General features: G+C 71.0%; 22 protein-coding genes. 6 read left to right on the forward strand and 16 right to left on the reverse strand.

The window, feature by feature from the left end:
* Positions 1–373: 373 nt before the first annotated feature.
* The 7 genes from CXP56_RS04575 to cobU form a co-directional block, all read right to left on the reverse strand.
* Positions 374–649, reverse strand: coding sequence for a helix-turn-helix transcriptional regulator (locus tag CXP56_RS04575; protein WP_051309870.1), 276 nt, complete (start codon positions 647–649; stop codon positions 374–376).
* Between the two features lie 53 nt (positions 650–702).
* Positions 703–1,554, reverse strand: a complete 852-nt coding sequence (locus CXP56_RS04580; protein WP_286899993.1) for an ABC transporter permease — start codon at positions 1,552–1,554, stop codon at positions 703–705.
* A complete protein-coding gene (locus CXP56_RS04585; protein WP_286900117.1) occupies positions 1,551–2,495 on the reverse strand; it encodes an ABC transporter ATP-binding protein in 945 nt (314 codons plus the stop codon). Before CXP56_RS04585 ends, CXP56_RS04580 begins: the two co-directional genes overlap by 4 nt.
* 399 nt (positions 2,496–2,894) lie before the next feature.
* The gene (locus tag CXP56_RS04590) at positions 2,895–3,707 is read right to left on the reverse strand and encodes an oxygenase MpaB family protein (RefSeq protein WP_286899994.1); all 813 of its coding nucleotides are present in this window, start codon (positions 3,705–3,707) and stop codon (positions 2,895–2,897) included.
* Positions 3,708–3,795: 88 nt separating this feature from the next.
* Entirely contained in the window at positions 3,796–4,554 is a 759-nt protein-coding gene (locus CXP56_RS04595; protein ID WP_028846692.1) for an adenosylcobinamide-GDP ribazoletransferase, read from the reverse strand.
* Between the two features lie 3 nt (positions 4,555–4,557).
* Complete coding sequence (cobT, locus tag CXP56_RS04600) at positions 4,558–5,622, reverse strand: nicotinate-nucleotide--dimethylbenzimidazole phosphoribosyltransferase (protein ID WP_245566557.1); 1,065 nt, start codon at positions 5,620–5,622, stop codon at positions 4,558–4,560.
* Positions 5,619–6,239 (reverse strand): bifunctional adenosylcobinamide kinase/adenosylcobinamide-phosphate guanylyltransferase, encoded by a 621-nt coding sequence (cobU, locus tag CXP56_RS04605; RefSeq protein ID WP_028846690.1) that lies wholly within the window; start codon positions 6,237–6,239, stop codon positions 5,619–5,621. Before cobU ends, cobT begins: the two co-directional genes overlap by 4 nt.
* A gap of 95 nt (positions 6,240–6,334) precedes the next feature.
* Between cobU and CXP56_RS04610 the strand changes: the two genes are divergently transcribed.
* On the forward strand, positions 6,335–7,837 hold the full coding sequence (locus CXP56_RS04610; RefSeq protein ID WP_028846689.1) for a cobyric acid synthase: 1,503 nt from the start codon (positions 6,335–6,337) through the stop codon (positions 7,835–7,837).
* Positions 7,838–7,946: 109 nt separating this feature from the next.
* Complete coding sequence (locus CXP56_RS04615; RefSeq protein ID WP_028846688.1) at positions 7,947–9,182, forward strand: aldehyde dehydrogenase family protein; 1,236 nt, start codon at positions 7,947–7,949, stop codon at positions 9,180–9,182.
* A 93-nt stretch (positions 9,183–9,275) separates the two neighbouring features.
* Here the strand turns inward: CXP56_RS04615 and CXP56_RS04620 are convergent, their stop codons facing one another.
* The 4 genes from CXP56_RS04620 to mce all read right to left on the reverse strand — a co-directional run bounded on the left by CXP56_RS04620 (position 9,276) and on the right by mce (position 13,283).
* Positions 9,276–9,725 carry a universal stress protein gene (locus CXP56_RS04620; RefSeq protein WP_028846687.1) on the reverse strand — a complete coding sequence of 150 codons (450 nt, stop codon included), beginning with the start codon at positions 9,723–9,725 and terminating at the stop codon, positions 9,276–9,278.
* Between the two features lie 334 nt (positions 9,726–10,059).
* Positions 10,060–11,250 (reverse strand): coiled-coil domain-containing protein, encoded by a 1,191-nt coding sequence (locus CXP56_RS04625; protein WP_286899996.1) that lies wholly within the window; start codon positions 11,248–11,250, stop codon positions 10,060–10,062.
* Positions 11,251–11,366: 116 nt separating this feature from the next.
* Entirely contained in the window at positions 11,367–12,710 is a 1,344-nt protein-coding gene (gene ccrA, locus CXP56_RS04630) for a crotonyl-CoA carboxylase/reductase (RefSeq protein WP_038044509.1), read from the reverse strand.
* A 114-nt stretch (positions 12,711–12,824) separates the two neighbouring features.
* Positions 12,825–13,283, reverse strand: a complete 459-nt coding sequence (mce, locus tag CXP56_RS04635) for a methylmalonyl-CoA epimerase (RefSeq protein WP_028846685.1) — start codon at positions 13,281–13,283, stop codon at positions 12,825–12,827.
* Positions 13,284–13,413: 130 nt separating this feature from the next.
* Between mce and CXP56_RS04640 the strand changes: the two genes are divergently transcribed.
* The 3 genes from CXP56_RS04640 (at position 13,414) to CXP56_RS04650 (ending at position 16,488) form a co-directional block, all read left to right on the forward strand.
* Entirely contained in the window at positions 13,414–14,601 is a 1,188-nt protein-coding gene (locus tag CXP56_RS04640) for an acetyl-CoA C-acetyltransferase (protein WP_286899998.1), read from the forward strand.
* Positions 14,602–14,632: 31 nt separating this feature from the next.
* Entirely contained in the window at positions 14,633–15,595 is a 963-nt protein-coding gene (gene meaB / locus CXP56_RS04645) for a methylmalonyl Co-A mutase-associated GTPase MeaB (protein WP_028846683.1), read from the forward strand.
* 140 nt (positions 15,596–15,735) lie between these two features.
* Positions 15,736–16,488: an isocitrate lyase/PEP mutase family protein gene (locus CXP56_RS04650; protein ID WP_286900000.1), complete on the forward strand. Its 753-nt coding sequence runs from the start codon at positions 15,736–15,738 to the stop codon at positions 16,486–16,488.
* 17 nt (positions 16,489–16,505) lie between these two features.
* Here the strand turns inward: CXP56_RS04650 and CXP56_RS04655 are convergent, their stop codons facing one another.
* The 4 genes from CXP56_RS04655 to CXP56_RS04670 are packed head-to-tail and all read right to left on the reverse strand — an operon-like array spanning position 16,506 to position 22,171.
* On the reverse strand, positions 16,506–17,156 hold the full coding sequence (locus tag CXP56_RS04655; protein WP_028846681.1) for a double zinc ribbon and FHA domain-containing protein: 651 nt from the start codon (positions 17,154–17,156) through the stop codon (positions 16,506–16,508).
* A 13-nt stretch (positions 17,157–17,169) separates the two neighbouring features.
* On the reverse strand, positions 17,170–18,474 hold the full coding sequence (locus CXP56_RS04660; RefSeq protein ID WP_028846680.1) for a vWA domain-containing protein: 1,305 nt from the start codon (positions 18,472–18,474) through the stop codon (positions 17,170–17,172).
* A complete protein-coding gene (locus CXP56_RS04665) occupies positions 18,471–19,568 on the reverse strand; it encodes a PP2C family protein-serine/threonine phosphatase (RefSeq protein ID WP_051309755.1) in 1,098 nt (365 codons plus the stop codon). The genes CXP56_RS04660 and CXP56_RS04665 overlap by 4 nt, the downstream gene beginning before the upstream one ends.
* Positions 19,565–22,171: a serine/threonine-protein kinase gene (locus CXP56_RS04670; protein ID WP_286900002.1), complete on the reverse strand. Its 2,607-nt coding sequence runs from the start codon at positions 22,169–22,171 to the stop codon at positions 19,565–19,567. The genes CXP56_RS04665 and CXP56_RS04670 overlap by 4 nt, the downstream gene beginning before the upstream one ends.
* Before the next feature lie 1,709 nt (positions 22,172–23,880).
* Between CXP56_RS04670 and CXP56_RS04675 the strand changes: the two genes are divergently transcribed.
* The gene (locus CXP56_RS04675; RefSeq protein ID WP_028846678.1) at positions 23,881–24,228 is read left to right on the forward strand and encodes a DUF3817 domain-containing protein; all 348 of its coding nucleotides are present in this window, start codon (positions 23,881–23,883) and stop codon (positions 24,226–24,228) included.
* A 13-nt stretch (positions 24,229–24,241) separates the two neighbouring features.
* Here the strand turns inward: CXP56_RS04675 and CXP56_RS04680 are convergent, their stop codons facing one another.
* The gene (locus CXP56_RS04680; protein ID WP_028846677.1) at positions 24,242–24,754 is read right to left on the reverse strand and encodes a MarR family winged helix-turn-helix transcriptional regulator; all 513 of its coding nucleotides are present in this window, start codon (positions 24,752–24,754) and stop codon (positions 24,242–24,244) included.
* Positions 24,755–24,770 lie beyond the last annotated feature (16 nt).

Consider the following 24,770-nt stretch of genomic DNA (forward strand, 5'->3'; position numbering starts at 1 on the left):
CTGCAGCACGTACCGATAGGAGCGCAGCCATCCCGGCTGGCTGTACGACAGGCCGACCTCCTGGCAGAACAGTCGGCCGGGCACCGTCTGTGCACCACGACCGGGCGGTCACCCGACTACCACGACTGGACTGCGGCCCGGGTACTGCGGCCGAGCTGCCGCCCCGCGCACCCGCGGCCGGGCTTGCCGGACCGTGTCCGGACCGTGTGGTCGAACGGGATGGCGGAGGAGCTGCTGGCGCGGCCGTGGTCGGATCGCGGCGTTGCTTGTGGCGGTCGGGCCTACCGGTCGGCGGTTGCCGGAGGGTGCGTTCAGCCGATCCGCTGCCCGCGCACCGTGACCGGCCCGCCGCGCTCGTGCCCGACCGCAGCGGTCACCCCTGGCCGACGTCCGAAGGAGCCCGGTTGCCGCGATGGTTGGTCTCCTCGCTGCCCAGCCGCGGGAACGGTTTGGTGGAGAACACCACTTCGACCGGCACGTCGAAGTACTCGGCGATCTTCAGCGCCAGGTACAGGCTGGGGCTGTATTCGCCGCGCTCCAAATACCCGATCGTCTGGTAGTGGACCTTGAGGGCGTCGGCCAGCTGGCGGCGTGAGATGCCGCGCTCGGCACGGAGCATCGCGATCCGGTTGTAGATCACTTCGCTCATGTCGGGCACACCTCACGCTCGCCTGCTGCCGAATCTGCTCGACTGCTCACCATTCACTGCACACGCTGCAAGGCACGGTCCCGTCGGGCGGCCACCGTCGATCCCGATTCTCGCCTGGCCATCCTGCGCAGCAGGATCGGGGCGAAGATCAGCCCGACGACGATCCACACCCCGAGTACGCCGATCATCTCCGCATACCGCCACGATCCGCCGATCTCCACCGCCGCGGCCGCATCGGGCAGCAGCGCCGACCGCATGCCGAGGCCGAGCCAGTAGATCGGGAACAGCTGGGCGATGAACTGCACCCAGCCGGGCAGCGCGGTGATGGGGTAGAAGACGCCGGAGATCGCCACCAGGCCCAGCAGCGGCAGCATCACCAGGCCCATGTTGCGCGGGTTGTCCGACAGCGAACCGATCATCGCCCCGATCGGCATGGTGGCGATCAGCCCGAGCGCCAGCACCCAGGCCAGCGTCAGCCACGCGTTCAGGCTTTCGATCCGGAACCCGTCCAGCAGGAACAGCCCGGGAATCAACACGATCAGCATGGCGAGCGCGCCGTCGAACGCACCGACGATGATCTTGCCGACCAGGTAACCGAACATGCCGTTGGGCACCGCTTTGGCGCGCAGCAGCGTGCCGTCCTCGCGCTCCACCATCAGCGACGCCGACACGCCGACCAGCCCGGCGAAAGCGACCTGCATGCCCAGCACGCCGGGCATGGCGGCCGAGCCGACGGAGATGTCCGTGCCCGGCAACGTCGAATCCCTCAGGAAGTACATCACGATCAGCGTGATGGTCGGGAAGAACAGCACGTTGAGCAGGTCCGGCCCGCTGGTCAGCATCTGCCTGATCTCCGCCAGGCCACGGCGGATGCCCGCGCGGATCGCCACACCGCTTGCGTTCATCGGGCCCCCTCCTCGTCGATGTCCCGGCCGTGCGGCTCGGCGGCCACGGTCACCTGCTCTTCCCTGCCGAAGAAGACCTGGGCGGCGTCCTCGTCGCCTGCCAGGCCGGATTCCATTCCGTACACCAGTTTCATGTAGGTGTCCTCCAGGCTGGCCCGCCGGACCTCCAGGTCCTGCACGGCCGAGCCGTGCTCGGTGAGCAGTCTGCGGACGAACGTGGTGGCGTCGTCGGTGGAGTGCACGTGACGTTCGGTGCCGATGCTCCACCGCACCTCGGCCTTGGTGGACACCATCCGCGACAGCGCGTCCGCGGAACCGTCCGCGATGATGCGCCCGCCTGCGAGCACCAGGATCCGGTCGGCCAGCTTTTCCGCCTCGTCCAGGTCGTGCGTGGTCAGCAACACGGTGATGTTCTCGTCCGCCAAGCGGTGCACCAGGTCGTGGAACTCGCGCCTGGCATGGGGATCGAACCCGGCCGTGGGCTCGTCCAGGAACAGCACCTCCGGCTTGCCGACGATCCCGATCGCCACGTCCAGCCTGCGGCGCTGGCCGCCGGACAACCGCATCACCCGCTTGTCGGCGTGCTCGGACAGGCCGACCGCCTCGATCAGCTCGTCGGTGTTCCACGGCCGGCGGATCGCCTCCGTCGAGTACGGGGTGTAGAACGAGCCGAGATGGTGCAGCAGCTCGCGCACCCGCCATTTGCCGTGGTCGCGCCAGGACTGCAGGACGATGCCGAGGCGCGCCCGCCAAGCCTCGTTGCCGTGCGCCGGGTCGGTGCCCAGCACCGACACCGAACCGCCGGAGCGCATCCGGAAGCCTTCCAGGATCTCGATCGTGGTGGTCTTGCCCGCACCGTTCGGGCCGAGCAGTGCCAGCACCTCCCCCCGCTCAGCGCTGAACGTGACCCCCTTGAGCACGTCGTTCGTGCCGTAACGCATGTGCAGGTCCCGGACGTCGATGACGGTGTCGGGTCCGGGATCCGCCAACCCCCCGACCTCGGTTGCCGTCTGGGTGGCAGAAGCCGAGGTTCCTCCCTTGTCGACCTCAGTCATGCGACGAAATGTAGCACATGTACTACATCAAGTTGAATCTATATTGCTGAACATCGCTCAGGTATGATAAATGGTTGGGCACCTACTACGTCCGTGAGCTGCCATAGGTCGTGCCGGGACGGCCGTCCAGTGGCCTGGAGCCCGGTGCTGTCGGCAGGAGCGACCTTGCTGTGCGGGCGAGGCAACGGGGGTGCCCCGGCGGCCACGTGGACGGCCTTCCCGACCTGCTGTGCGGGCGAGACAACGGGAAGAACGTGGCCCGGCAGCTCGGTGTCCGAGCCGATGTCAGACGACCGGCCTGCCGGTGCGCAGGCGCCGCCTGGTGTCCCAGCGGATCACGTTGAACGGGAATTCCCGGAGCGGTCGCGGCAGCACCCGGTTCACCTTGCCCAGCATCTGGATGACGCGGTCGAACCGCCGTTGCTGCCGCTCGGACCACGACACCCCGAGCTCGTCCCGGAACTCGGGATAGAGGAAGCCGATGGCCATGAACTCCATCACCGGGCCGAGCAGCCACTGCAGCGGCTTCGGCAGAAACGTGCCACGCGCGAAGCCACGCAGATAGCTGCGCGTGTCGTCGTCCATCTCGATCTTTGTGACCTCGCGCCGCCAGTACTCCTCGAAGGCGGCACGGTCCGCGGGCCATTGCTCTTCGCGGACTTGCAGCGTGGTGGCGTAGCGGCGGGCGTCCTGGTACAGCTCTTCCCGGGTGCGCTCGTCCGGCTCTCCCCACAGCAAGCGGCAGGTGTCTTCGGTGCCGCGGTAGATGCAGGCGGCGACCCACAGCTGCAGCTCCGGGTCCATCGCGTGGTACTGCACCGGGCTGTCCGGTCGTGAGCGCACTCGGGCGTGCACCCGGTTGATCTGGCGGCGGATCTCCTTGCGTTCCTCCGGTGTGCCGTCGACGGCCATCACCAGATACATCAGCGTGGTGCGGGTGCGCTTGAGCGGGTGGCGGTACAGGTTGCCGGATTCCACCGGGCTGTGCACCACGCCGTGCCCGACGGGGAGGCGGGCCAGCTGCATGATCACGTTCGCGCCACCGGCGAGCAGGGCGAGGCCGGTGAGCCTGTCGCGGATCCTGGCCGGCTCAGCCACCGTCACCTCGCCTCTCGGAGACTCTCCGCCATGCGGCTCACGGCGGATTCATGACACCAGGTGACCACAACCGTTGTCAATTGGGCGCTCAGAACGACAGCAGCACCAGCGTGCCCAACGTGGCGGTTTCCACGCAGGCCCCCAGCACGTCCCCGGTGACGCCGCCGAACCGGTGCACGCACCTGGCGAGCAGGGTGAGGGCGCATGCCGCTCCGACCACGACGGCCAGCCCGGCACGCCACGGCGGTAGGGGAGTCGGCAGGCTCGCCGCCGCGACGAGAGCGACACCGGCCAGCAGTGTCGTCACCGCGGCGAGCCGGCCGACCGTCCCGGCGACGGTCGCGCCGAGCCCTTCGGGGCGAGCCGACGGCACGCCCCGTGCACAGCACAGCGCCAGCACCAGTCGTCCGGCCAGCATGCCGACGGCCACCGCGAACGGACCGTGCCCCGCCGCGATCGCGCCGGTGATGGCGGCAGCTTGGCCGCCGAGCACGAGGACGACGGCCACGACTCCGCTCGGGCCGGTGTCTCCGCTGCGTATGACCGTCAACGCTCGCTCCCGGTCGTAGCCGGCGCTCAGGCCGTCGGCGGTGTCGGCGAGACCGTCCCAGTGCAGACCCCGGGTGCCGAGAGCGCCGGTACCGATGCACAGCAACGCGGTGAGCAGAGCGGGCAGCCCAAGCGCTTCACCGGCTGCCGCAACGCCCGCGGCCAGCACCGCCAACGGCAGCACGGCAACGGGGGCAAGCACCATTGCGGCGCCCGCGACGCGGCGGTCGACGACGCTCGGAGCGGGAACGGGGAGCGCGGTCAGCGTGCCGACGGACAACAACAGGGCGTTCACGATGGCTCAGCGGGGCGTCCCGCCGTCCGGCGGGACGACTTCGGACAGCAGACCCATGTCGCTGATGACCGCGCGGGCGGCGCGCAGGAACGGGATCGCCTGCACGGCGCCGCTCCCTTCGCCCAGCCGCATGCCCAGGTCGACGATCGGCTGCAAGCCCAGCGCCTTGAGGGCGAACTCCTGCGCCGGCTCGGTCGATCGGTGCCCGGACAACCACCAGGCGGCCGCACCCGGCGCGATCTCCGCGGCGACCAGCGCGGCGGCCGTGGTGAAGACGCCGTCGAGCACGACCGGTGTCCTGCGTGCGGCGGCTTCCACGACGAATCCCGCCGTTGCCGCAGCGCACGCGCTGCCAAGCACGGTGAGCAGGGAGAACGGGTCGGTGATGCGCGCCTCTGCGCGGTCCAGTGCCGCCTTGACCACGGCTGTCTTGTGCGCACGTGTCGCCGGGTCGATGCCGGTGCCGCCACCGACGACCTCTTCGGCAGGCAAGCCGAGGTGCGCGGCCACCAGCGCGGACGCGATGGTGGTGTTGCCGATCCCCATGTCGCCCGGGATCAACAGCCGGGCACCCGCGGCGATTTCCGCCCGTGCGACGGCCTGGCCTTCGCGGAACGCGCGCGCCGTCTGCTCGGGGCTGAGCGCATCCGTGGTGTCGATCGAGCCCGAACCCCGGCAGACCTTGTGCGCCAGGATTTCCGGTGGCATGTCCGTCAGATCGGCGTCGACACCGATGTCCACGACCCGCACCTGCGCTCCCACCTGGCGAGCCAGCACGTTCACGCCACCCTTGCCGCTGTGGAAGACCCGCACCATGGCCGCGGTGACGTCGCGCGGATAGGCCGACACCCCGTTGTGACTGACGCCGTGATCACCGGCGAACACCACCACGTGCACCGGGTCGACCGGGCCGGGCGGGACGCTGCCGTGTCTGCCCGAGAGCCACGCGGCCAGCTCTTCCAGCCTGCCCAGCGACCCTTTCGGTTTCACCAGGCTGTCCAGGACGTCCCGCGCGCGCCGCTCGGCGTCCTGGTCCGGGGCCGGGATGGTGGGGATGCCGGGAACGATCACGGCGCCTCCAATCGGATCGGGCGGCCCGCCACCATGAGCAGTACCGCGTCGGACTCGCTGGCCATGCGGCTGTTCAGCACACCGAGTTCGTCCCGGAACAACCGCCCGGACGGGGTGCTCGGCACGATGCCGCTGCCCACTTCGTTGCTGACCGCGACGACGGGAACGCGCGCGGCTCGCCAGGCCTGCACCAGCTCCTCGACCTCGTGCTCCAGCCGCTCTTTCCACCCTGGTGCGGCGTCCCATGCGCCGGCCTCGTCGCAGATCCGGGCGAGCCAGGTGGCCAGGCAGTCGATCAGTACCGGGGCGTCGGCCGCGCGCAGGGCGGCGGCGATGTGGATCGTCTCGACCGTCTCCCAATGAGCGGCCCGGCGCTCGCGATGGCGCCGGATGCGCTCGGCCCACTCCTCGTCGTCGCCCGGCGGTGCCCCGGTCGCCAGATAGATCACCCGGCGCCTGCCGGCGAGCAGCTGCTCCGCGTACGAGGACTTGCCCGAGCGGGCGCCGCCGAGGATCAAAGTGCGCCGCGGAGGAGCCAGCTGAGCAGCAAGACCGTCGAGCACGTGCGCGCCGCGCCGGACGACGGCGGCCAGTGCCGCGCGCAGGATGGACGTCACGCGGTCATTGTGGCAGCGGTGCGGTGGCCGGGAAATGTGAGTTTCCGGGCAGAACGCCGTTCGGTGCGGCGTTGCTCGGCTAGCGTCCGGGGGTCATGAGCGAAGCGCGACGGCAGCCGGGGAAAGGCCTGCTGGTGGCCGGAACCACCTCGGACGCGGGCAAGAGCCTGGTCACGGCCGGCTTGTGCCGGGCGCTGGCCAGGCGAGGCGTCTCGGTCGCCCCGTTCAAGGCGCAGAACATGTCGAACAACTCGATGGTCTGTGCCGACGGCGCGGAGATCGGCCGTGCGCAGTGGCTGCAGGCCCGCGCCGCGGGGGTCGAACCGGAAGCGGCGATGAACCCGGTGCTGCTCAAACCGGGCAGCGACCTGCGCAGTCACGTGGTGATGATGGGCAAGCCGTTCGGCACGCTCCAGGCGGGGGAGTTCGCCGTCGGGCGGCACGAGCTCGCCCGGCACGCCTTCGCCGCGCTGGAGGACCTGCGGCGGCGTTTCGACGTGGTGATCTGCGAGGGCGCGGGCAGCCCCGCGGAGATCAACCTGCGTGCGGGCGACTACGTCAACCTCGGGCTGGCCCGCGCCGCGGGTCTCCCGGTCGTGGTGGTGGGCGACATCGATCGTGGCGGGGTCTTCGCCGCCATGTACGGCACGCTGGCGCTGCTCGACCCCGGCGATCAAGCCGTGATCGCCGGCTGGGTGGTGAACAAGTTCCGGGGCGACCGCGGCCTGCTGGAGCCGGGCCTGCGCGAGCTGGAGAAGCGGACCGGCCGCCCGGTGCTCGGCGTGCTGCCCTGGCTGCCGGGGGTCTGGATCGACTCCGAGGACACGCTCCCGGTCACGGCGTGGCGGGACAGCCGATCGGCGACCGGGCTCACCGTCGCCGTCGTCCGCCTGCCCAGGATCTCCAACGCGACCGATGTCGATGCGCTGGCCGCCGAACCGGGGGTGAGCGTGACCGCGACCGCCGATCCGGCTGCGGTTCTCGCCGCCGACCTCGTGGTCCTTCCCGGGTCGCGAGCCACCGTCAGCGACCTGGCCTGGCTGCGCGACCGGGGACTGGCGGCGGCGCTGCAGGCCCGGGCCCGGTCCGGCAGGCCGATCCTGGGCATCTGCGGTGGCTACCAGATGCTGGCCGAGCAGATCGACGACCGGTGGGAGTCGGCCGCCGGAACCGTCGAGGGACTCGGGTTGCTTCCGGCGCGGGTGGTGTTCGCCGAGGAGAAGGTGCTGGGACGGCCGCACGGAACGTGGCGAGGGCACGAGGTCACCGGTTACGAGATTCACCACGGCACCGTGTCGGTGACGGGGGAGGCCGAGCCGTTTCTGGACGGCTGCCGGCTGGGCGCGGTCTGGGGGACCATGTGGCACGGCGCGTTCGACAACGACGGATTCCGGCGGGCATGGCTGGCCGAAGTCGCCGCGCAGTCCGGGGTCGAATGGCAACCGGACGCGGCGGCACCGGGGTTCGCCGATCTCCGCGAGCGGATGCTGGACCGGGTGGCCGATGCCGTGGCGGAGCACGTCGATCTCGATGCGGTGACCCGATTGATGGACGCCGGCCCCGGGCGGTTGCCCACGCTGGTGCCGCGGTTGGCGTGAGCGCGGGGACAGACGCCGTCCCTCGGCCGAGCCGGGGACCGCGCGGCGTGCATACTGGGCGCGGGGTTGGAGACCGACCGAGGAAGGACTCACCAGCGTGCAGCAGCAGGTGCCGGATCACGTGGCCGAAGCCGTCGAGCAGTGCGCCAAGGCAGCCAAGCAAGCCGCGCCGTCGCTGGCCGCCGCCTCCGACAAGGCGATCGACGCGGCGTTGAGTGCGATGGCCGGCCGGCTGGAGTCGGCGCGCGAGGAGGTGCTGGCCGCCAACGCCGAGGACGTCGCCAAGGCCAAGGCGGACGGGATGAGCGCGGGCCTGCTCGACCGGCTCACGGTCACCGAGCAACGGCTGGCCGGCATGGTCGAGCAGCTGAAGCTGCTGTCGACCACCCCGCACTTGGAGCGCGAGATTCCGGTGAAGGAGCTGAACGGCGGGCTGCGGCTCATCGAGCGCCGTCGGCCGGTCGGGGTCATCGGCGCGAACTACGAGGCGCGGCCGAACGTGACCGTCGACATCGCCTCGCAGCTGGTGAAGTCGCGCAACGGTGGTGTCCTGCGCACCGGTGGGGCGGCGCTGGCGTCGGCGAAGAAGCTGATGGAGGTCGTCATCGCCCCCGGCCTGGCCGACGCGGGCATCGACCCGGACGTCGTGCAGTTGGTGCCGGTACCCGAGCGGGAAGCGGCCTTCGCGCTGGTGGGCCTGCCTGCGCTGGTGCCGCTGGTGATCCTGCGGGGCAGCGGCGACAGCACCCGCGCACTGGCCCGCGCCGCGGCCGCCAAGGACGTGCGGACCCTGGCGCACGCCGACGGTGGCGGAGTGCTGTTCGTCGAGCGCAGCGCCGATCTGAGCAAGCTGCACGACCTGGTGTTCGAGAGCCTGGACCGGCTCGGCGTCTGCAACCGGTTGAACCTGCTGCTCATCGACGAGCCGATCTACGACAAGGCGTGGGAGGTCGTCTCGCAGGCGCTCGAGAAGCGGGGTGTGCGGCCGTCCCTGCCGCCGTACGACCACCCGATCGGCTACGAGTGGGCGCTGGATTCCGAGCGCGAGGCCACGGTGACCGTGGCCAAGGTCGACGGGGTGGACGCCGCGGTGGCGATCGCCAATGACGAGACCTCCGGGCTGGCCGCGGGGATCGCGACCGAGGACGCCGACGCGGCGGCGCGCTTCCTGGACGGCTACACCGGCACCGGGGTGTTCTGGAACGCGACGACGCGCCTGCTGGACGGCTTCAAGCTGCTGGCCGTGCCGGAGACCGGGATCAACCTGGACCGGGTGCCCGGGCCGCGCGGTCCGGTGACCTACCAGGACCTGTACGTGCGGCAGTACGCCGTGGTGCCCGCCTGACCGGCCGGCCTGCGTCGGCTGACCGGCCGGCTTGCGTCGGCTGACCGGCGGGCTTGCGTCGGCTGACCGGCCGGCTTGCGTCTGCGGGTGTGGTCAGGTGGTGTGCACGATCAGCACGTCGATGCCAGCTTTGCGGGCCACCTCGGAGGGAACCGAGCCGAGAATGCGCCCGGCGAGGGTGTTCAACCCGCGGTTGCCGACCACCAGCAGATCCGCGGAGTGCTCCTTGACCACGCGCAGCAGCGTGGCGACCGGCTCACCTTCCACCGCCACGGTCTCCACGTCCCGGGCGCCCTGAGCCGCCGCTCGCTCCCGCGCGGTGTGCAGGGTCTCGTCGGCCGGAGCCGAACCGACGACCTGGTAGGCCTCGTCACGCAGGATGTCCTGGGCTTTGTCGACCACCTCTTTGCTGGCGGGATAGTAGGCGCAGGCGACGACCAGTTTCGCCTGCGCGGCGGCGGCCACCTGGGCGGCGCGATCGACGGCGGCGTACGAGGACTCCGACCCGTCAGTGCCGACGACGACGGTTCGGTAAGCGGTCATGGTGGCTCCTTTGTGTCCGTGACGCCTCTGCGGCACGCGCTGAAGACTAGCGATGCGCGCTGCCGTATGCAGATCAACAACGAGCGTTCGGGTGTCAGGTTTCGGTCGGTGCCAGGATTGCCCGGCTCGTGTGACCACCGCGACGTGCTCCGGCCCGGGACACGCGCTCCGGGGCCGGTAGGGCGAGGGCGACCTGGCCGGAATGGACCAATTGAGGACGTGCGGGCCTCCGAGGCGTCGTCGCAGCCCCGCTTCGGCTTTGCTTTCGGCTGCCGGCCGGCGACGGGTGACGACCCCGAATCCGATGACTCGGCAGCGGCCGCCGGGGCAGGTCTCAGTTGGCCCCGTCGGCCTGCTGCACGACCGGCTTGAGCGCCTTGACCGTGTCCATCTCTGCGGTGGACTTCGCCGCCTTGCCGGCGCCCGTCGCGTCGTTGGCGTCCTTGCCCTTGCCCTCGACCTTGCCGTCCTGCTTCGCCGTGCTCTGCTCGGTCACCGACGTCGCCTCGGCGAGCAGGCCGTCGGCCTCGGTGATGGCCGTGCGGGCCGCGTTGATCTGGGCCGCGATGCGGGCGCGCAGCCGGCGCAGCGCCTCGACGCGCTCGGCGGCGTAGTTGATGCGGTGGTTGGCCAGTTCGGTCGCCTCCCGCACCCGCCGCTCGGCTTCGCTGGCCGCTTCGGCCAGCCGGGCGTTCGCCTCGGTGATCGCGTCCTGCTTGCGCCGGTTGGCCTCCTCGATCGACTCGCGACGCTGCTTGGCGATCAGCTCCTGGTGCTCGGCCAGCTCCCGGGCGATCCGCTCCTTGTGCTCGGACAGCTCGCGAGCGATCCGCTCCCTGGTCGCCTTGGCCTCCTCGGCGGCTTCCCGCAGCCGCTTCTCCGCCTCGGCCTTGCTCTGTGCCTCCTGCTCGGCCAGCTGCTTCATCGCCTCGGCGCGCCGGGTCGCCATGGCGATGTCGAAGTCCTCCTCGATCTTGGTGCGGCGCTCGGCGGCCGCCTTGTCCAGCCGCTGCCGTTCCTGCTCGGCCTTGGCCAGCAGCTCCTCGGCCTCCTTGCGCGCCTGCTCCATCGTCGTGCGATGTTCTTCCTCCATCGCCTGACGGCGCTTGTCCAGCTCGGCGAGCTGCTGGTCGTAACGCGCGCGCAGGGCGCTGGCGTCGGCTTCCGCCTTCGCCCGGATGTGCGCCGCTTCGGCTTCGGCGCGGGCCTTCGTCTCGGACGCCTCGTCCTGGGCCAGCTTCAGCATCCGCTGCAGCCGCTCGGACAGGCCCTCCATCGTGGTGGGTGGCTGGGAGAGCCGGTTGACCTTCTCGCGCAGCTCGTCGATCTCCGAGCGCGCCTCCTCCAGCTGCCTGGCCAGGTCGCTGGCCTGCTGGATGGCCGCGTCGCGGTCCGAGGTGAGCATCTTCAGGTCCGCGTCGAGGCGTTCCAGGTGCTCGTTGACTTGGTTAGGGCTGTATCCGCGTCGTACGACATCGAAGCCGGCACCCAGCGGTACCAGATCCCCGTCCTCGCCGAAGTTCATGGCTGCCAACGTTACCCGTTCGTGTTCGATCTTCCGTGCCGGTCGGCCGGGACGACGCGGCTGTCGGCGTGTCGCCCCGTGCGCACCGGCCCCGGAAGACGATTATCCCGGGCGGCTCACCGGCCGCGGAACCGGTTGATGGCGTCGATGTGCTTGGCCCGCAGTTCCTCGTCGCGCACGCCGAGCCCTTCCTGCGGCGCCAGGCACAGCACGCCCACCTTGCCCTGGTGGACGTTGCGGTGGACGTCCAGCGCGGCCTGGCCGGTCTCCTCCAGCCGGTAGGTCTTCGACAGCGTCGGATGGATCATGCCCTTGCTGATCAACCGGTTCGCCTCCCACGACTCGCGGTAGTTGGCGAAGTGCGAACCGATGATCCGCTTGAGGTTCATCCACAGGTACCGGTTGTCGTACTCGTGCATGTAGCCGCTGGTGGCCGCGCACGTCACGATCGTGCCGCCGCGCCGCGCGACGTAGACCGACGCGCCGAAGGTCTCCCGGCCCGGGTGCTCGAACACGATGTCCGGGTCCTCGCCCCCGGTCAGCTCGCGGATCTTCTTGCCGAACCGGTTCCACTCCTTCGGGTCCTGCTCGGTCTCCGACTTCCAGAACCGGTAGCCCTCGCCGGTGGCCTCGCTGCGGTCGATCACCAGCTCGGCGCCCATCTTGCGGCAGATCTCCGCCTTCTCCGGGCTGGACACCACGCACACCGGGATGGCCCCGCCGTTGAGCGCGTACTGGGTGGCGTACGACCCGAGCCCGCCGGAGGCGCCCCAGATCAGCACGACGTCGCCCTGCTTCATGTTCGCACCGTTGGCCGACACCAGCTGGCGGTACGCGGTGGAATTGACCAGCCCCGGGCAGGCGGCCTCCTCCCAGGTGAGATGCCGCGGCTTCGGCATCAGCTGGTTGGCCTTGACCAGCGCGATCTCGGCCAGGCCGCCGAAGTTGGTCTCGAAGCCCCAGATGCGCTGCTCGGTGTCGAGCATGGTGTCGTTGTGCCCGTCCGGGCCCTCCAGCTCCACGCTCAGGCAGTGCGCCACCACTTCGTCGCCCGGCTTCCACCGGTGCACGCCCGGCCCGGTGCGCAGCACCACGCCCGCCAGGTCCGACCCCACGACGTGGTACGGCAGGTCGTGCCGCTTGGCCAGCGGCGACACCTTGCCGTAGCGCTCGAGGAACTTGAACGTCGGGATCGGCTCGAAGATCGAGCTCCACACCGTGTTGTAGTTGATCGCGCTGGCCATCACCGCGACCAGCGCCTCACCCGGCCCCAGCTCCGGCGTGGGGACCTCGTCCAGGTGCAGCGACTTGCGCGGGTCCTTCTCCTTGGTCGGCACGCCCTGGAACATGTCCACTTCGTCGGCGTGCAACGTGACCGCCCGATAGCTCTCGGGTACCGGCAGCGAGCCGACAGCGTCGAGATTGTCGCTCAGGATTGCGTCCAGGATCTGCTGCACCATTGTCGCGACCTCCGTGCGCTCGGCCTGCGGGTGACCAGTTGCCCGGATTGAACCACGTCACAGGAAAAGTTACTCACAAGTAGCGAGCCATCTCACGTTCCCGCGCACGCGCCGTCACCCGGCGTCGCGAGCGGGTTCGACCAGCTCGATCAGCACGCCACCGGCGTCTTTCGGGTGCACGAAATTCACCCGGGAGTTGGCGGTCCCGCGCTTGGCCTCCTCGTAGAGGACCCGGCGCCCGTTGGCGCGCAGCACCTCGGTGACCTTGTCGATGTCGCTCACCCGGAACGCCAGCTGCTGCAGGCCAGGGCCGTTGCGGTCGATGAACTTGGCGATGGTGGACCGCTCGTTCAGCGGGGCGAGCAGCTGGACGGCCGTCCCGTGCCCGCCGTCGCCGGGTGCGTGCAGCATCGCCTCACGCACCCCTTGCTCCTCGTTGACCTCGACGTGGGTGGCCTCCAAACCGAAGTTGGCGCGGTAGAACTCGATCGCGGCATCCAGGTCCGGCACCGCGACCCCCACGTGGTCGATCGCGGTGACGAGGTGCTGCACGGGCTGCATGACGTCGTTCATGGCAGCAGCGTAGGTCACGGCGGCCGTCGCAGAGCAGCGCTGCAGAGTAGGTCACAGCTGCTACTGCGCAGTAGCGAGCGGCGGTAAGGTCCCCGACAGGACGACGTCGTCGAAGGCTTGGAGGCTCACGGTGTCTGGTTCGGTCATTGTCGGCGCTGCTCGAACCCCGATCGGTCGCCTGCTCGGCTCGTTGAAGGACTTCTCCGCCGCGCAGCTCGGCGGCATCGCCATCAAGAAGGCGCTCGAGCAAGCGGGCGTGGCGCCCGAGCAGGTGCAGTACACGATCATGGGCCAGGTGCTCACCGCGGGTGCGGGCCAGATCCCGGCCAGGCAGGCGGCGGTGGCCGCAGGCATCCCGATGGACGTGCCCGCGCTGACCATCAACAAGGTGTGCCTGTCCGGCATCGATGCGATCGCGCTGGCCGACCAGCTCATCCGCGCCGGCGAGTTCGACGTCGTGGTGGCCGGCGGGCAGGAGTCGATGACCCAGGCTCCGCACCTGCTGCCCAAGTCGCGCTCCGGCTTCAAGTACGGCGACACCACGCTGGTCGACCACATGGCCTACGACGGCCTGTTCTGCGCGTTCGACCAGGTCGCCATGGGCGCCAGCACGGAGAAGTACAACTCCCGCTACGGCCTGACCCGCGAGGAGCAGGACGCGTTCGCGGCCGCCTCGCACCAGAAGGCCGCCGCGGCGATCGCCGAAGGCCGATTCGACGCCGAGATCGCGCCGGTGGAGATCCCGCAGCGCAAGGGCGACCCGGTGATCTTCCGCGCCGACGAGGGCGTGCGGCCGGACACCACCGTCGAGACGCTGGCCAAGCTGCGTCCGGCGTTCGCCTCCGACGGCACGATCACCGCCGGTTCGGCGTCGCAGATCTCCGACGGAGCCGCGGCCGTCGTCGTGATGAGCAAGGCCAAGGCCGAGGAACTGGGTGTGCAGCCGCTGGCCGAGATCGGCGCGCACGGCGTCGTCGCGGGTCCGGACGCCTCGCTGCACGAGCAGCCGTCCAACGCGATCAAGGCCGCGCTGGCCAAGGAGGGCATCGGCGTCGACGACCTGGACCTGGTCGAGATCAACGAGGCGTTCGCCGCCGTCGGTGTGGTGTCCACCAGGAAGCTCGGCGTGCCGGAGGAGAAGGTCAACGTCAACGGTGGTGCGATCGCGCTCGGCCACCCGATCGGCGCGTCGGGCGCTCGGCTGGTGGTGCACCTGGTGCACGAGCTGCGCAGGCGCGGCGGCGGCGTCGGCGTCGGCGCGCTGTGCGGCGGCGGTGGTCAGGGTGACGCGCTGCTGGTGAAGGTTCCGCGGTCGTGATGCGCCCGGAGCTCTGGGCTCACCAGGCGTGATCCCGCAGTTCGACGTCGGCGAGCTGGTCGACCGCGCGCGAGCCGGGCAGCCGCGTGCCGTCTCCCGCTTGCTGTCCCTGGTGGAGGACGACCACCCACGGTTGTCCGAGGTCGTCCGCGCGTTGACCCCGTACACGGGCAACGCGCAGGTCATTGGGCTCACCGGTCCGCCGGGGGTGGGCAAGTCCACGTCCACGTCGATGCTCCTGGGCGCCTTGCGCGAGCAGGGCAAGCGCGTGGGCGTGCTGGCGATCGACCCGTCGTCGCCGTTCTCCGGCGGCGCGCTGCTCGGTGACCGCATCCGGATGACCGAGCACGCCACCGACCCCGGTGTCTTCATCCGCTCGCTGGCCACCCGCGGGCAGCTCGGCGGGCTGTCCTGGTCGACGCCGCAGGCGGTGCGCGTGCTCGACGCCGCCGGGTTCGACGTGGTGCTGATCGAAACCGTCGGCGTGGGGCAGTCCGAGGTGGACATCGTCCGGCTGGCCGACACCGTGGTGGTGCTGCTTGCGCCGGGTGCCGGGGACGGTATCCAGGCGGTCAAGGCGGGCGTGCTGGAGATCGCCGACGTGTTCGTGGTGAACAAGGCCGACCGTGACGGCGCCGAGACCACCGTCCGGGAGCTGAAGACCATGATCGCGCTGAGCCGCCGCGAGCTACGGGGCAAAAGGTGGCGGCAGCCGATCGTGCGCACCGTGGCGGCGCGCAAGCAAGGCGCCGAGGACGTCCTGCAGGCGATCGGGCAGCACCGTGCGTGGTTGGAGTCGGAGGGCGAGCTGGCGCGGCGGCGGCTGACCAGGGCCCGCACCGAGGTGGAGACCATCGCGCTCAGCCGGCTGCGTACCGAGCTCGCCGACCTGCGCGGTGGGGAAACGCTCGAGGTGCTGACCAAGCGCGTGGTGGATCGGGAACTGGATCCGTTCGCCGCCGCGGACGAGCTGATCCGCACCCTGCGCCGGTGAACCCCTGCCGGTCACGGCGGGACGCCCAAGACGGCTTGTCCGGCCCCCGAGTGCCCCCGCACCGGTTCGAAAGTGCCCTTCCATGCCGAGCCGCCCCGCACCGTGGTGGGAGACGGGGCGGGTTCGGGTAGAAAGATCGGGTGACCGCTCAGGATCTGTTGGACCTGCACGTGCCCGGCACCCCGCTGGTGCTGCCGAACATCTGGGACGCCGACACCGCCCGCCTGGTCGTGGCGGCGGGATTTCCGGCCGTTGCCACCAGCTCGGTCGCGGTGGCAGGCACGCTCGGTTACGGCGACGGGGAAGAGGCCACCGCCGCCGAGATGTTCGCCGCCGCGGCGCGCATCACCGCCGCGGTCGACGTGCCGGTGACCGTGGACGCCGAGTCCGGCTATGGCCTGCCGCCCGGTGCGCTGGCGGAGATGCTGCTGGAGATCGAGGCGGCGGGATGCAACGTGGAGGACACCGATCAGCAGTCCGGGCGCAGGCGCACGCCGAGCGAGCAGGCCGGCTTCATCGCCCAGCTGCGCGAACACGCCGATGACGCCCTGATCGTCAACGCGCGCATCGACTCGTTCCTGTCCGCGTCCTCGGCGGAAGCGGAGCGCGCGGCGCTGCCGGACGCGATCGAACGGGCCCGGGCGTATCTCGACGCCGGCGCCCACTGCGTGTATCCGATTCACGTGCGGTCGGCGGACGTGCTGGAGGAATTCGTCGCCGCGGTGGCTCCCGCGCCGGTGAACGCCACCTACCTGCCCGGCGGTCCGGACCTGACGCAGCTGGCCGGGATCGGGGTGGCCCGGATCTCGCTGGGCGGCGGGCTGTGGCAGGCCGCGCGCCGCTGGCTGGCCGATGCGCTGGCCGAGGTGGCGGCGGGGAAGGCGCCGTACTGACCGTGGGCGCAAGCTGGTCAGTGCGGGTCGACCTTGATGGTGATGACCGTCCAGGCGCCCAGGTAGAGCCGGTCGCCGTGGCGCAGCCGATGCGGGACGTTCGCGGGCAGCGGATACGGCTGGTCGTTGAGCATGGTGCCGTTCGTCGAGCCCACGTCCACGACGCTCCAGGTGTGGTCGCTGTTGGGCACGAACACGGCGTGCAGATGGGACACGCCGTAGTCCTCCGGCGGCCCGGTCAGGTCGATGTCCGGCTTGATCTTCCGCGAGCGGCTGCGCCGCCCGACGCTCATCTGGTCACCGCGCAGCACGTAGCGCCGGTCCTGCCAGCTGCTCGGGAACTCGCCGGGTGCGGAGCCGTTGCCCGCCGCCGTCACCGCTTCGAAATGCGCCCGATCGGCACTGACCACGGCCGTCCAGGTGGCCCTCGGCGGCTCCGGGAGCGGTGTGACGTGCACCGGCCGTTGCTCCGGCACCGGCGGGGGAGCGCCGGGCAGGGAGTCGGTGCCGCACGCTTCGCAGAACCGCCCCTGCAGCTGAGCACCGCACGCCGGGCACTTCGCCAAGCTCGGCACCGGCGAGGTCGGCTTCGACGCATGGAGCGAGAGCCCGCAGACGTCGCAGTAGTCGACGTCTGCGGTTTGATGCCCGCCAGGGCACCTCGGCATCGCACTCACCCTTTCAGAGTCCGGTGCGTCGCGAGACCCTCTTGGTCACCGTCGACCGGGTGTCCAACGTCATCTCGTCGATGGCCGAGACTCGACTCTTCAGGCGCACGGTGCCCTGCACCGCGTCTTCCACTTCCACCACGCCCGCCAGCAGGTTCACGGCGTCTTCGTGCCCGGATTGTGTGGCCAAGGCCACAGCGCGGCCGAGCTTCTGCGTGGCGGTCTCGACGTCGCCCGCCCGGCGTGCGGCAAGACCCGCGTGGATGGCGTCGGCCAGCTCGGCCTGGCCGGTGTAGTGCGCCACCGTCGGGTCGATGGCGGTGGACAGCGTGGCGTCGTCGGTCCACACCGCCAGCACGCGCGCTTTGCCGAGCACCACGTCGGACCCCTTCGGGCCGGAGGCGACCAACTGTGCCCGGCAGGCCAGCATCTTGTCGCCGACACCCGCCGGCGGTACCCGGAGTTTCACGTGGTAGGAGCGGGTTTCGCTGCCCCACGCACCCGTCGGGTACTCGATGCTCTGGGCGTCGATCCGTGCGCCCATCTCGGTCAGGTCGTCCAGGGTCGGCTCGACCTGCTTGACGAACTCGATCCTGGCGCCCTGCGGCGTCCACAGCCGGAGCCCGACGTCGGCCACCGCCTTGCTCATCGCGGCCTCGGTCATCGCGGCGAAGTCCGCGGCCAGGTCGGCGGGCTCCGCCACGATGTCCACGCTGCCCAGCAACGCGTGGGCGATCTGGCGTAGCTCGGCGACCTCCCAGTCGGTGCCGACGCCCCGGCAGTCGCACACGAAGTTGCCCGCGATGTCGTCCAGCGTGGCGTTCAGCTCCTTGGGGGCCTGGCTGTCGTTGCGGCCGTCGGTGAGCAGGATGGCGTGCCGGATCTCCGCGTCGCTGGTGGCGAACAGCTGGTCGGCCAGCCACAGCCAGCGCCCCATCGCGGTGCCGCCGCTGGTCTCCAGCCCGGCCACCGCGTGCCTGGCTTCCGCCTTGGTCCGCTCGTCGGCCACCGCCAGCCGGGTCGGTTCGCGCTGCGGCGGGTACACCACCCGGGCGGATTCGTTGCCCGCGATCACCGCGAACTCCACGCCGTCGCGGATCCCGTCGATCGCGGTCATGGTGGCCTGCTTGGCCGCGTTGAGCTTGCTCGGCCGGTACATCGACGCCGAGCAGTCCACGATGACGATCTCCGCGGCCGTGGTGGCCGTTTCCTCCGGCGCCTCGGCCGTCACCGTCAGGATGGCGTCGACCTGGGTGGCGCCCGGGGCCAGGTACTGGTTCTGCGCGACCTCGAGCTGGAATTCCGGGTAGCTGGTCATGAGCCGTCACTCCTCGCCGTCGTCGCCTCGTCGGCGCCGCGCAGCGGGAACGGGATCGCGGCCACGGTGATGTTGTCCCTGCCGCCCCGTTCGTTGGCGGCGTCGGTGAGCCCCATCGCCGCGCCGAGCGGGTCGCGCCCGCCGATCGGCAGGTGCGCGGCCAGCACCGGTGGACCGCTCAGGTACCCCCACAGCCCGTCGGTGCACAGCAGCACCGTGCCCGGCCCGTGCGGCCGGAACCGCTGGATCTGCGGCTGCGGGTCCTCAGCGTCGGCACCCAGCCAGCGGGCCAGCGCGGTGGCGTCCTCCGCGGAACCCGCGTCCACCGCGTTCACGCCCGAGGCGACCAGCTCGTTCGCCCTGGTGTGATCCACCGTCAAGCAGCGCGACCGGGTGCTGCGCGGGCCGGTGGCCAGCCAGTAGGCCCGGGAATCGCCCAGCCAGCCGACGGTCACCTCGTTCTCGGTGACCACGGCCGACACGTAGGTGGTCGCGGGCGGTCCGTCGGTGAGCTCGCCGGGGTCGTCGGCCAGCCGGTTGACCGCGGCCGAGGCGGCCGCGGCCGCGGCACGGGTCGCCGCGACCGGTTCGGCGGCCCCGGACATCGCCGACAACAGGATGTCCACCGCGGTGTCCGCGGCGGCCTGGGACGCTTCGGTCGCGCGCGAGGAGAACGCCACGCCGTCACACACGACCGCCACCACGCAGGACGGGTCGTCGCGGCGGCCCAGGAAGCCGAGCGCCAGCGCGTCCTCGTTCCGGGTCCGGCGCCTGCCACGATCGCTCACCCCGGCCACCACGCCGTCGAGGTCGTAGATCACCCGGTCCCGCCCGCGCGGCTGGGCCCGCCCGCAGCGCAGGCAGAAGCCCTCGGCGTCGATCCGGTCGAAATCGCACGACACGCACGCCTGCGCCGCCGCGGACGGATCCGGCCCGCCGACCGGGGTGCGGTGCACCAGCAGGTTGCGGCCGCACACCTCACAGAACCGGTCGTGCCAGCCCACCGGCGACGAGCAGCCGGGGCACACCTGGCTGGGCCGCACCGGCTCGGTGTCGGCGAGCGAGATCGACGTGCTCGGCGGGTGGGTGGTCACAGCCAGGTCCTCGGGCGTACTCGGTTGGCGCGGTCCACCAGGGCCACCCGTTCCTCTTCGTCGGACGCCTGGCGGGCCAGCGCGCGGTAGGCGTCCTCCAGCCCGCTGCGCAGCTCGTGCTCGGTGAGCCGGCGGCCGAGCACCTTGCGGTCGGATGCGTCGCCGCCGGTGCCGTTGGACGTGGTCCAGGCCAGCGCGGCCTCCAGCAGCTTGGCCGACATCCGGGCGCGGCGGCCGGGGTCGAGCTCGAGCGCGCTCAGCTGTCTGCCCGCCCGCTCCAGGTCCTCGGGGGTCAGCGACGCCGGATCGGTGGCCGACGTGGTGGTCTGAATGGCCAGCAGCCGCGCCGCGATGTAGTGGCTGGACGTCTCCGGCACCGAATTGAGCACGTCGGTGGCCTCCTCGCTGGCCCCGTTGGCCAGCAGGGCGCGGGCCAACCCGAACGCCGCGCTCACGTAGGTGCGGTCGGTGCGCCACACGGTGCGGTAGTAGTAGTCGGCCCAGTCCCAGTCGCCCTCGGCTTCCGCGCAGGCGGCGAGTGCCAGCTTGGGGGCCAGCTCGCCGGGCACCGTGTCGAGCACGGTGTCGAACGCGGTGCTGGCCTCGGTGGCCCGGCCCGCCGCCAGCAAAGCCAGCCCGCGGTGCCACTCCGCGCGCCACTGGGTACGCGACGTGTGCTCGCCGGAGCCGGCCAGCAGCTCGTCGACCGCGCGCAGCGCCTCGTCGATCTCGCCGAGCTCGATGTAGGCGCGGATCATCCGGAACCGGATCTCCTCGGTCGGCTTCTCGGCGCCGAGGATCTCGATCAGCTCGGCCGGGTCGGACGTGCCGATCGAGGCCAGGAACGCCGCCGCCGGGTCGTCGCTGTCCACCCGGGTCACCGGCAGCGCGTTGGCCACCTGCCGCGGGTCGACCACCCGGCGCAGCCGCTGGGCGTCGAACGAGTCCAGCTGGGAGATCACGCCGAAGCTGCGCCGTTCCGGGGTGAACTCGGTGGACGGCCCCGGCCGCGGCTGCCCGTCCTTGGCGGACAGCACCTCGCGCAGCACCCCGGTGAGCTGCTCGGCCATCTCGGCGGCCGAGGTGAACCGCCGCTCCGGTTCCAGCGCGGTGGCGCGCCGCAGCAGCCGGTCGAACGAGTCGAACTCGGCCAGCAGCGGAACGTCCTGCTGTGCGGGCAGGTGATCGCGGTAGCGCTTCTGGAAGTCGAACGGGAAGCTCATCACCGCCAGCGACCGCCCGACCGCATACAGGTCGGAGGCCACCGACGGCCCTGCCGTCTCCACTTCCGGCGCCTGGTAGCCGATGGTGCCGAACACCGCGGACGAGTCGTCGTCGGCGTGCCGCACCGCGCCCAGGTCGATGAGTTTCAGCTGCTCCTGGGTCTGGATGACGTTGTCCGGCTTGAAGTCGCAGAACAGCAGCCCGATGCTGTGCAGATAGCCGAGCGGGCGCAGCGTCTCGATGGTGTAGGCGATGGCCTGTTCCAGCGGCAGGCACTCGTTCGGGCCGTACTTCGCCCGCCGCTCCTTGATCATGTCCTTCAGCGACTGGCCGCCGACGTACTCCATCACGATGTAGCCGACGTTGTCGCCGTGCTGATCGCGGTGCTGGACGAAGTTGTGGATCTTGACGATGTTCGGGTGCTCGACCTTGGCCAGGAAGTGCCGCTCGGCGAGCGCGGCGGCCATGGCGTCGGAGTCCCCGGTGTCCAGCAGGCCCTTGAGCACCACCCATCGGTCGGCGACCGCGCGGTCCCTGGCCAGGTAGATCCAGCCGAGGCCGCCGTGCGCCAGGCAGCCGAGCACCTCGTACTGGCCGTGCACCAGCTGGCCGGGGAACAGCTTGGGGGTGAACGAGAAGCGCTGCCCGCACTGTGAGCAGAAGCCCTCGGTGCGGCCGGGCCGCCCGGCGGTGCTGCGTCCCACCTTGGCGCCGCATCGGCTGCAGAACCGGCGGTGTTCCGGCACCATCGGGTTCTTCAGCACGACCTCGGTGGGATCCCGGTACGGCACGTGCGGCATCTCGACCAGGCCGGCACCGAGCATGCCGCGGCCGGACGCCCGGGATGGCCCACTGCCCCGGGTGGTGGTGGTCGCCGAGTGCGACGAGGCCGCCCAGCCGCCGCTGGGTGCGGTCGCCCCCGATCCGGTGCGCTGCGAGACCGTGCGATGGGAGACCGTGCGCAGCGACCCGCGCCGGGATCCGGTGCGCTCGGACGGCTCGTCGTCGGTGTGCTGTGCGGCCCTGTCCGAGCCGCGCTCGGCGGCACCGTCCTTGGCGGCCGCATCCTTCGCCGGGGTGCCGGCCCGGGATGCTTGCTTGATCGCGTCGGAGGGCGCTTCCAGGCCGCAGACGACACAGAACCTGTCCTCGTCGAGGGTGCCGTCGCAGGACTCGCGCGGGCACGGGATGGCATCGGCCGGCGCTTGCGGCGCGCTGTCCCCGCCGCGTTCGCCGTGCGCCTCGACGACCGGCTTGCGCTCGTGATCCTCGTTGCCGGGGAGCGACCTGTCCATCACCTCGGTCCGCATGCTGCCGTCACCGGCGCGGGCCTCATCCGCCTGCCTAGCGGTCGACTTGCTGGTGCGTCGCCACCTCATCGGTACTCCCTCAATCGCTGCCGCGCACCGGATGTCGGTCCGGTAGCGGTGAGCAAGGCCGCCCACGCGGTCGGCCCGGTAGTGCCGGCCGCCGTCACGCTGTCGATCACTTCGGTCCCCTTGGTCCGGCTGTGCTCGGGTCGCGGGCCGTCCGGGGTGGCCTGCACGGCGAGGCGCACGGTTCGGCGAACTGCCGTGGTGCGTGCCGCGGCCACGCCCAGTGACGCGGTGTCAGCCAGCAGGCGCAGCGCACCACCGGAGGAGTGCCGGGGTGGAAAACGGCGCTGGGCCGGACGTTTCCGGGCGTGCGGTTGCCGGTGGACCGCATCGGTTGATCGTGGTGGGGATGCCACGGTCATACGTGCTTCTCATTCCTGCTGGGGGTGGTCGTTCGGGGGAATTGTCACCGTCCGCTGTCGTCACCGTATCCGTGCAGGTCACGAAAGCGAAGTCCCGTTTACTGCACGCGTATGCACGGTTACCGGGTGCACGGATTCCGGCGTATTTTCGGGCCGATCGGCCACGCGGGCGCGCGAACGACGGTGCCGCCCGCCGGACACTTCCCATATTTTTTGTCGGCGATTAAATCTGTGTCGCCCGTCGGTCCCGGGGACACGCCCGCAATCGCTCTCGTGGCACTCCGAGTCCCGGGCGCAGGCGGGTGTGTCGAGGCTCCCCTGCCGTGCGGTGGCCGGCCGCAATGGGGCCGACGGTGTCCGGCCGCAGAACTCATCGCCCTCGATCCCTCGTCTCCACCTCGTTGCGTTCTGCTGCTCGATCGCCCGCCCGTAGGACGGTCCTGCGGTGATGCGCGTCAACCTAGCCGCAAAACCGGTCCGGCGACACCACAAGATCGGCAAATTTCCGACGCGGACCCCACGAGCGAAGTCCATCGAGTGGGTTAAGCAGGGTCGCCCTGCGTCGAGGTCGCAGGCGGATCGACGTGATGATGCTCACTCTTCAGAGTTAGCACGGACGGTGCGGCGCCGGGCACGGGTGGGACGAGCGTCCGCTGACCGTTCGGTCACGAACCATGCCCGCGTGACCGTGGCCCGGGCACGGTCGTGGAAGCGGTGCGGCGAGCCGGGTCCGGACCGTGCCGTGTGGCAAGGCAGGTCGGGGCCGTGGTGCGGGGTGAGGGGGATCGGGACCGTACCGCAGGTCAGCCGGCGCCGGCACGGTCGGCGAATTGGCCGGGGACGGATTCGTGCCAGCTCGCGACCGTCCCGGCGCCGGCGCGACGGCTACCGGGGCTCGACGGGTGCGCCGCCCGGCAACGTCGCACGCCCGGCCCGATACCTGCGTCGGGAGCGCGGTTCGGCAATGCAGCGCTCGCGGTGCGATGCTTCCGGCTGGGTCCCCGCCCGGCGACCACTCCGCCCGCTCCGACGCTTGTGCAGGGTGTGCCATCGGGCAACGCGGCGTGCCCCCTTCCGGGATCTGCGGCGGGCGTGGGGGTCCGGTAATGCAGCGCTGCCGGTCCGATGCCTGTGGCGGATGCGCCGCCCGGCGATCCAGTGCGCCCGCTCCGGCACCCCCGATCACCAGCGACGATGCCCATTCGGCGCCCATTCGGCCGGTGCGGCCGGCTGCCTTGTGTCGGCCGTCTCAAGCGAGCCCGCCACGGCCGCCGTGAACGGCGTCACGACCGCAGAATGAGCGCCGGGGTCCGCCACGGACGGTCCGCACGAGCAAGGGAAGGGACAAGCGTGCACGGCAAGGTCGTCAAGACGTTCCAGGTGGTCGCGGTGGCCGAAGCGCTGTCGTGGACCGGCCTGATCGCGGGCATGATCGCCCGGTCGGTGGGCATGGGGGACGGCGGTGTGCCCGTGCTCGGCCTCGTGCACGGTGTGTTGTTCGTCTGCTACGTCGTCGCCGCGCTGGTGCTGGCCCGGTTGTGCCGGTGGAGTGCGGGAACGCTGGTCGCCGCCGCAGTCGCCGCGGTGGTGCCGCTGGGCACCTGGCCGTTCGAGCGGTGGGCGCTGCGCACTGGCAAGCTCGACGAGGCCGGTGTGCGGCGTCAGGCGGGCGTGGGCCTGTTCCTGCAGACCGCCTGAGTTCGGGCCGCCGTCAGTCGCGGTCCTCGAAGTCGCCGCTGGCTCTCCGCACCCGGGTCAGCAGGTCGATGAGCTGCTGGGTCTGCCGCTCGGTCAGGCCCTTCAGCCCGAAGTCGATCGAGGTGACCGCCTCGGTGGCGGCCTTCAGCCGCTGCCTGCCCGGCTCGGTGATCTCGACCAGCGTCGCCCGCCGGTCGCTGGGATGCGGCACCCGCTTGACCAGGCCGTCGGCCTCCAGCCGGTCCACGATGTTGGTGACCGACGTCGGGTGCAGCTGCAGCCGCTCGCCCATCACCCGCATCGGCAGCGCCGACCGGCGGGAGAACGACAGCAGCACCAACGCCTCGAACCGGGCGAACGTCAGCTGGTGCGGCTTGAGCGCGGTGTCCACCGCCGACTGGATGATCTGCTGCACCCGCATCACGCTGGTGACCGCGGCCATGGTGCGCGAGGGGCCGATGCGCTCGGCCCACAGCTGCGCTGCCCTCTCGATCGGGTCGAACGGCAACGGGGTGCGGCGATCCATGGCAGCAAAGTAGCAG

The organism is Thermocrispum sp., from assembly GCF_002919275.1.
GTDB classification, from domain to species: Bacteria; Actinomycetota; Actinomycetes; order Mycobacteriales; family Pseudonocardiaceae; genus Thermocrispum; species Thermocrispum agreste.

Bases quoted from the DNA above. Each gene is read 5' to 3' on its own strand.
- CXP56_RS04580 (WP_286899993.1), bottom strand. From the start codon at position 1,554: ATGAACGCAAGCGGTGTGGCGATCCGCGCGGGCATCCGCCGTGGCCTG.
- CXP56_RS04610 (WP_028846689.1), top strand. From the start codon at position 6,335: ATGAGCGAAGCGCGACGGCAGCCGGGGAAAGGCCTGCTGGTGGCCGGA.
- CXP56_RS04625 (WP_286899996.1), bottom strand. From the start codon at position 11,250: ATGAACTTCGGCGAGGACGGGGATCTGGTACCGCTGGGTGCCGGCTTC.
- CXP56_RS04575 (WP_051309870.1), bottom strand. From the start codon at position 649: ATGAGCGAAGTGATCTACAACCGGATCGCGATGCTCCGTGCCGAGCGC.
- CXP56_RS04585 (WP_286900117.1), bottom strand. From the start codon at position 2,495: ATGCGTTACGGCACGAACGACGTGCTCAAGGGGGTCACGTTCAGCGCT.
- CXP56_RS04660 (WP_028846680.1), bottom strand. From the start codon at position 18,474: ATGACCAGCTACCCGGAATTCCAGCTCGAGGTCGCGCAGAACCAGTAC.
- CXP56_RS04670 (WP_286900002.1), bottom strand. From the start codon at position 22,171: ATGAGGTGGCGACGCACCAGCAAGTCGACCGCTAGGCAGGCGGATGAG.
- mce (WP_028846685.1), bottom strand. From the start codon at position 13,283: ATGAACGACGTCATGCAGCCCGTGCAGCACCTCGTCACCGCGATCGAC.
- CXP56_RS04620 (WP_028846687.1), bottom strand. From the start codon at position 9,725: ATGACCGCTTACCGAACCGTCGTCGTCGGCACTGACGGGTCGGAGTCC.
- CXP56_RS04655 (WP_028846681.1), bottom strand. From the start codon at position 17,156: ATGCCGAGGTGCCCTGGCGGGCATCAAACCGCAGACGTCGACTACTGC.
- ccrA (WP_038044509.1), bottom strand. From the start codon at position 12,710: ATGGTGCAGCAGATCCTGGACGCAATCCTGAGCGACAATCTCGACGCT.
- CXP56_RS04680 (WP_028846677.1), bottom strand. From the start codon at position 24,754: ATGGATCGCCGCACCCCGTTGCCGTTCGACCCGATCGAGAGGGCAGCG.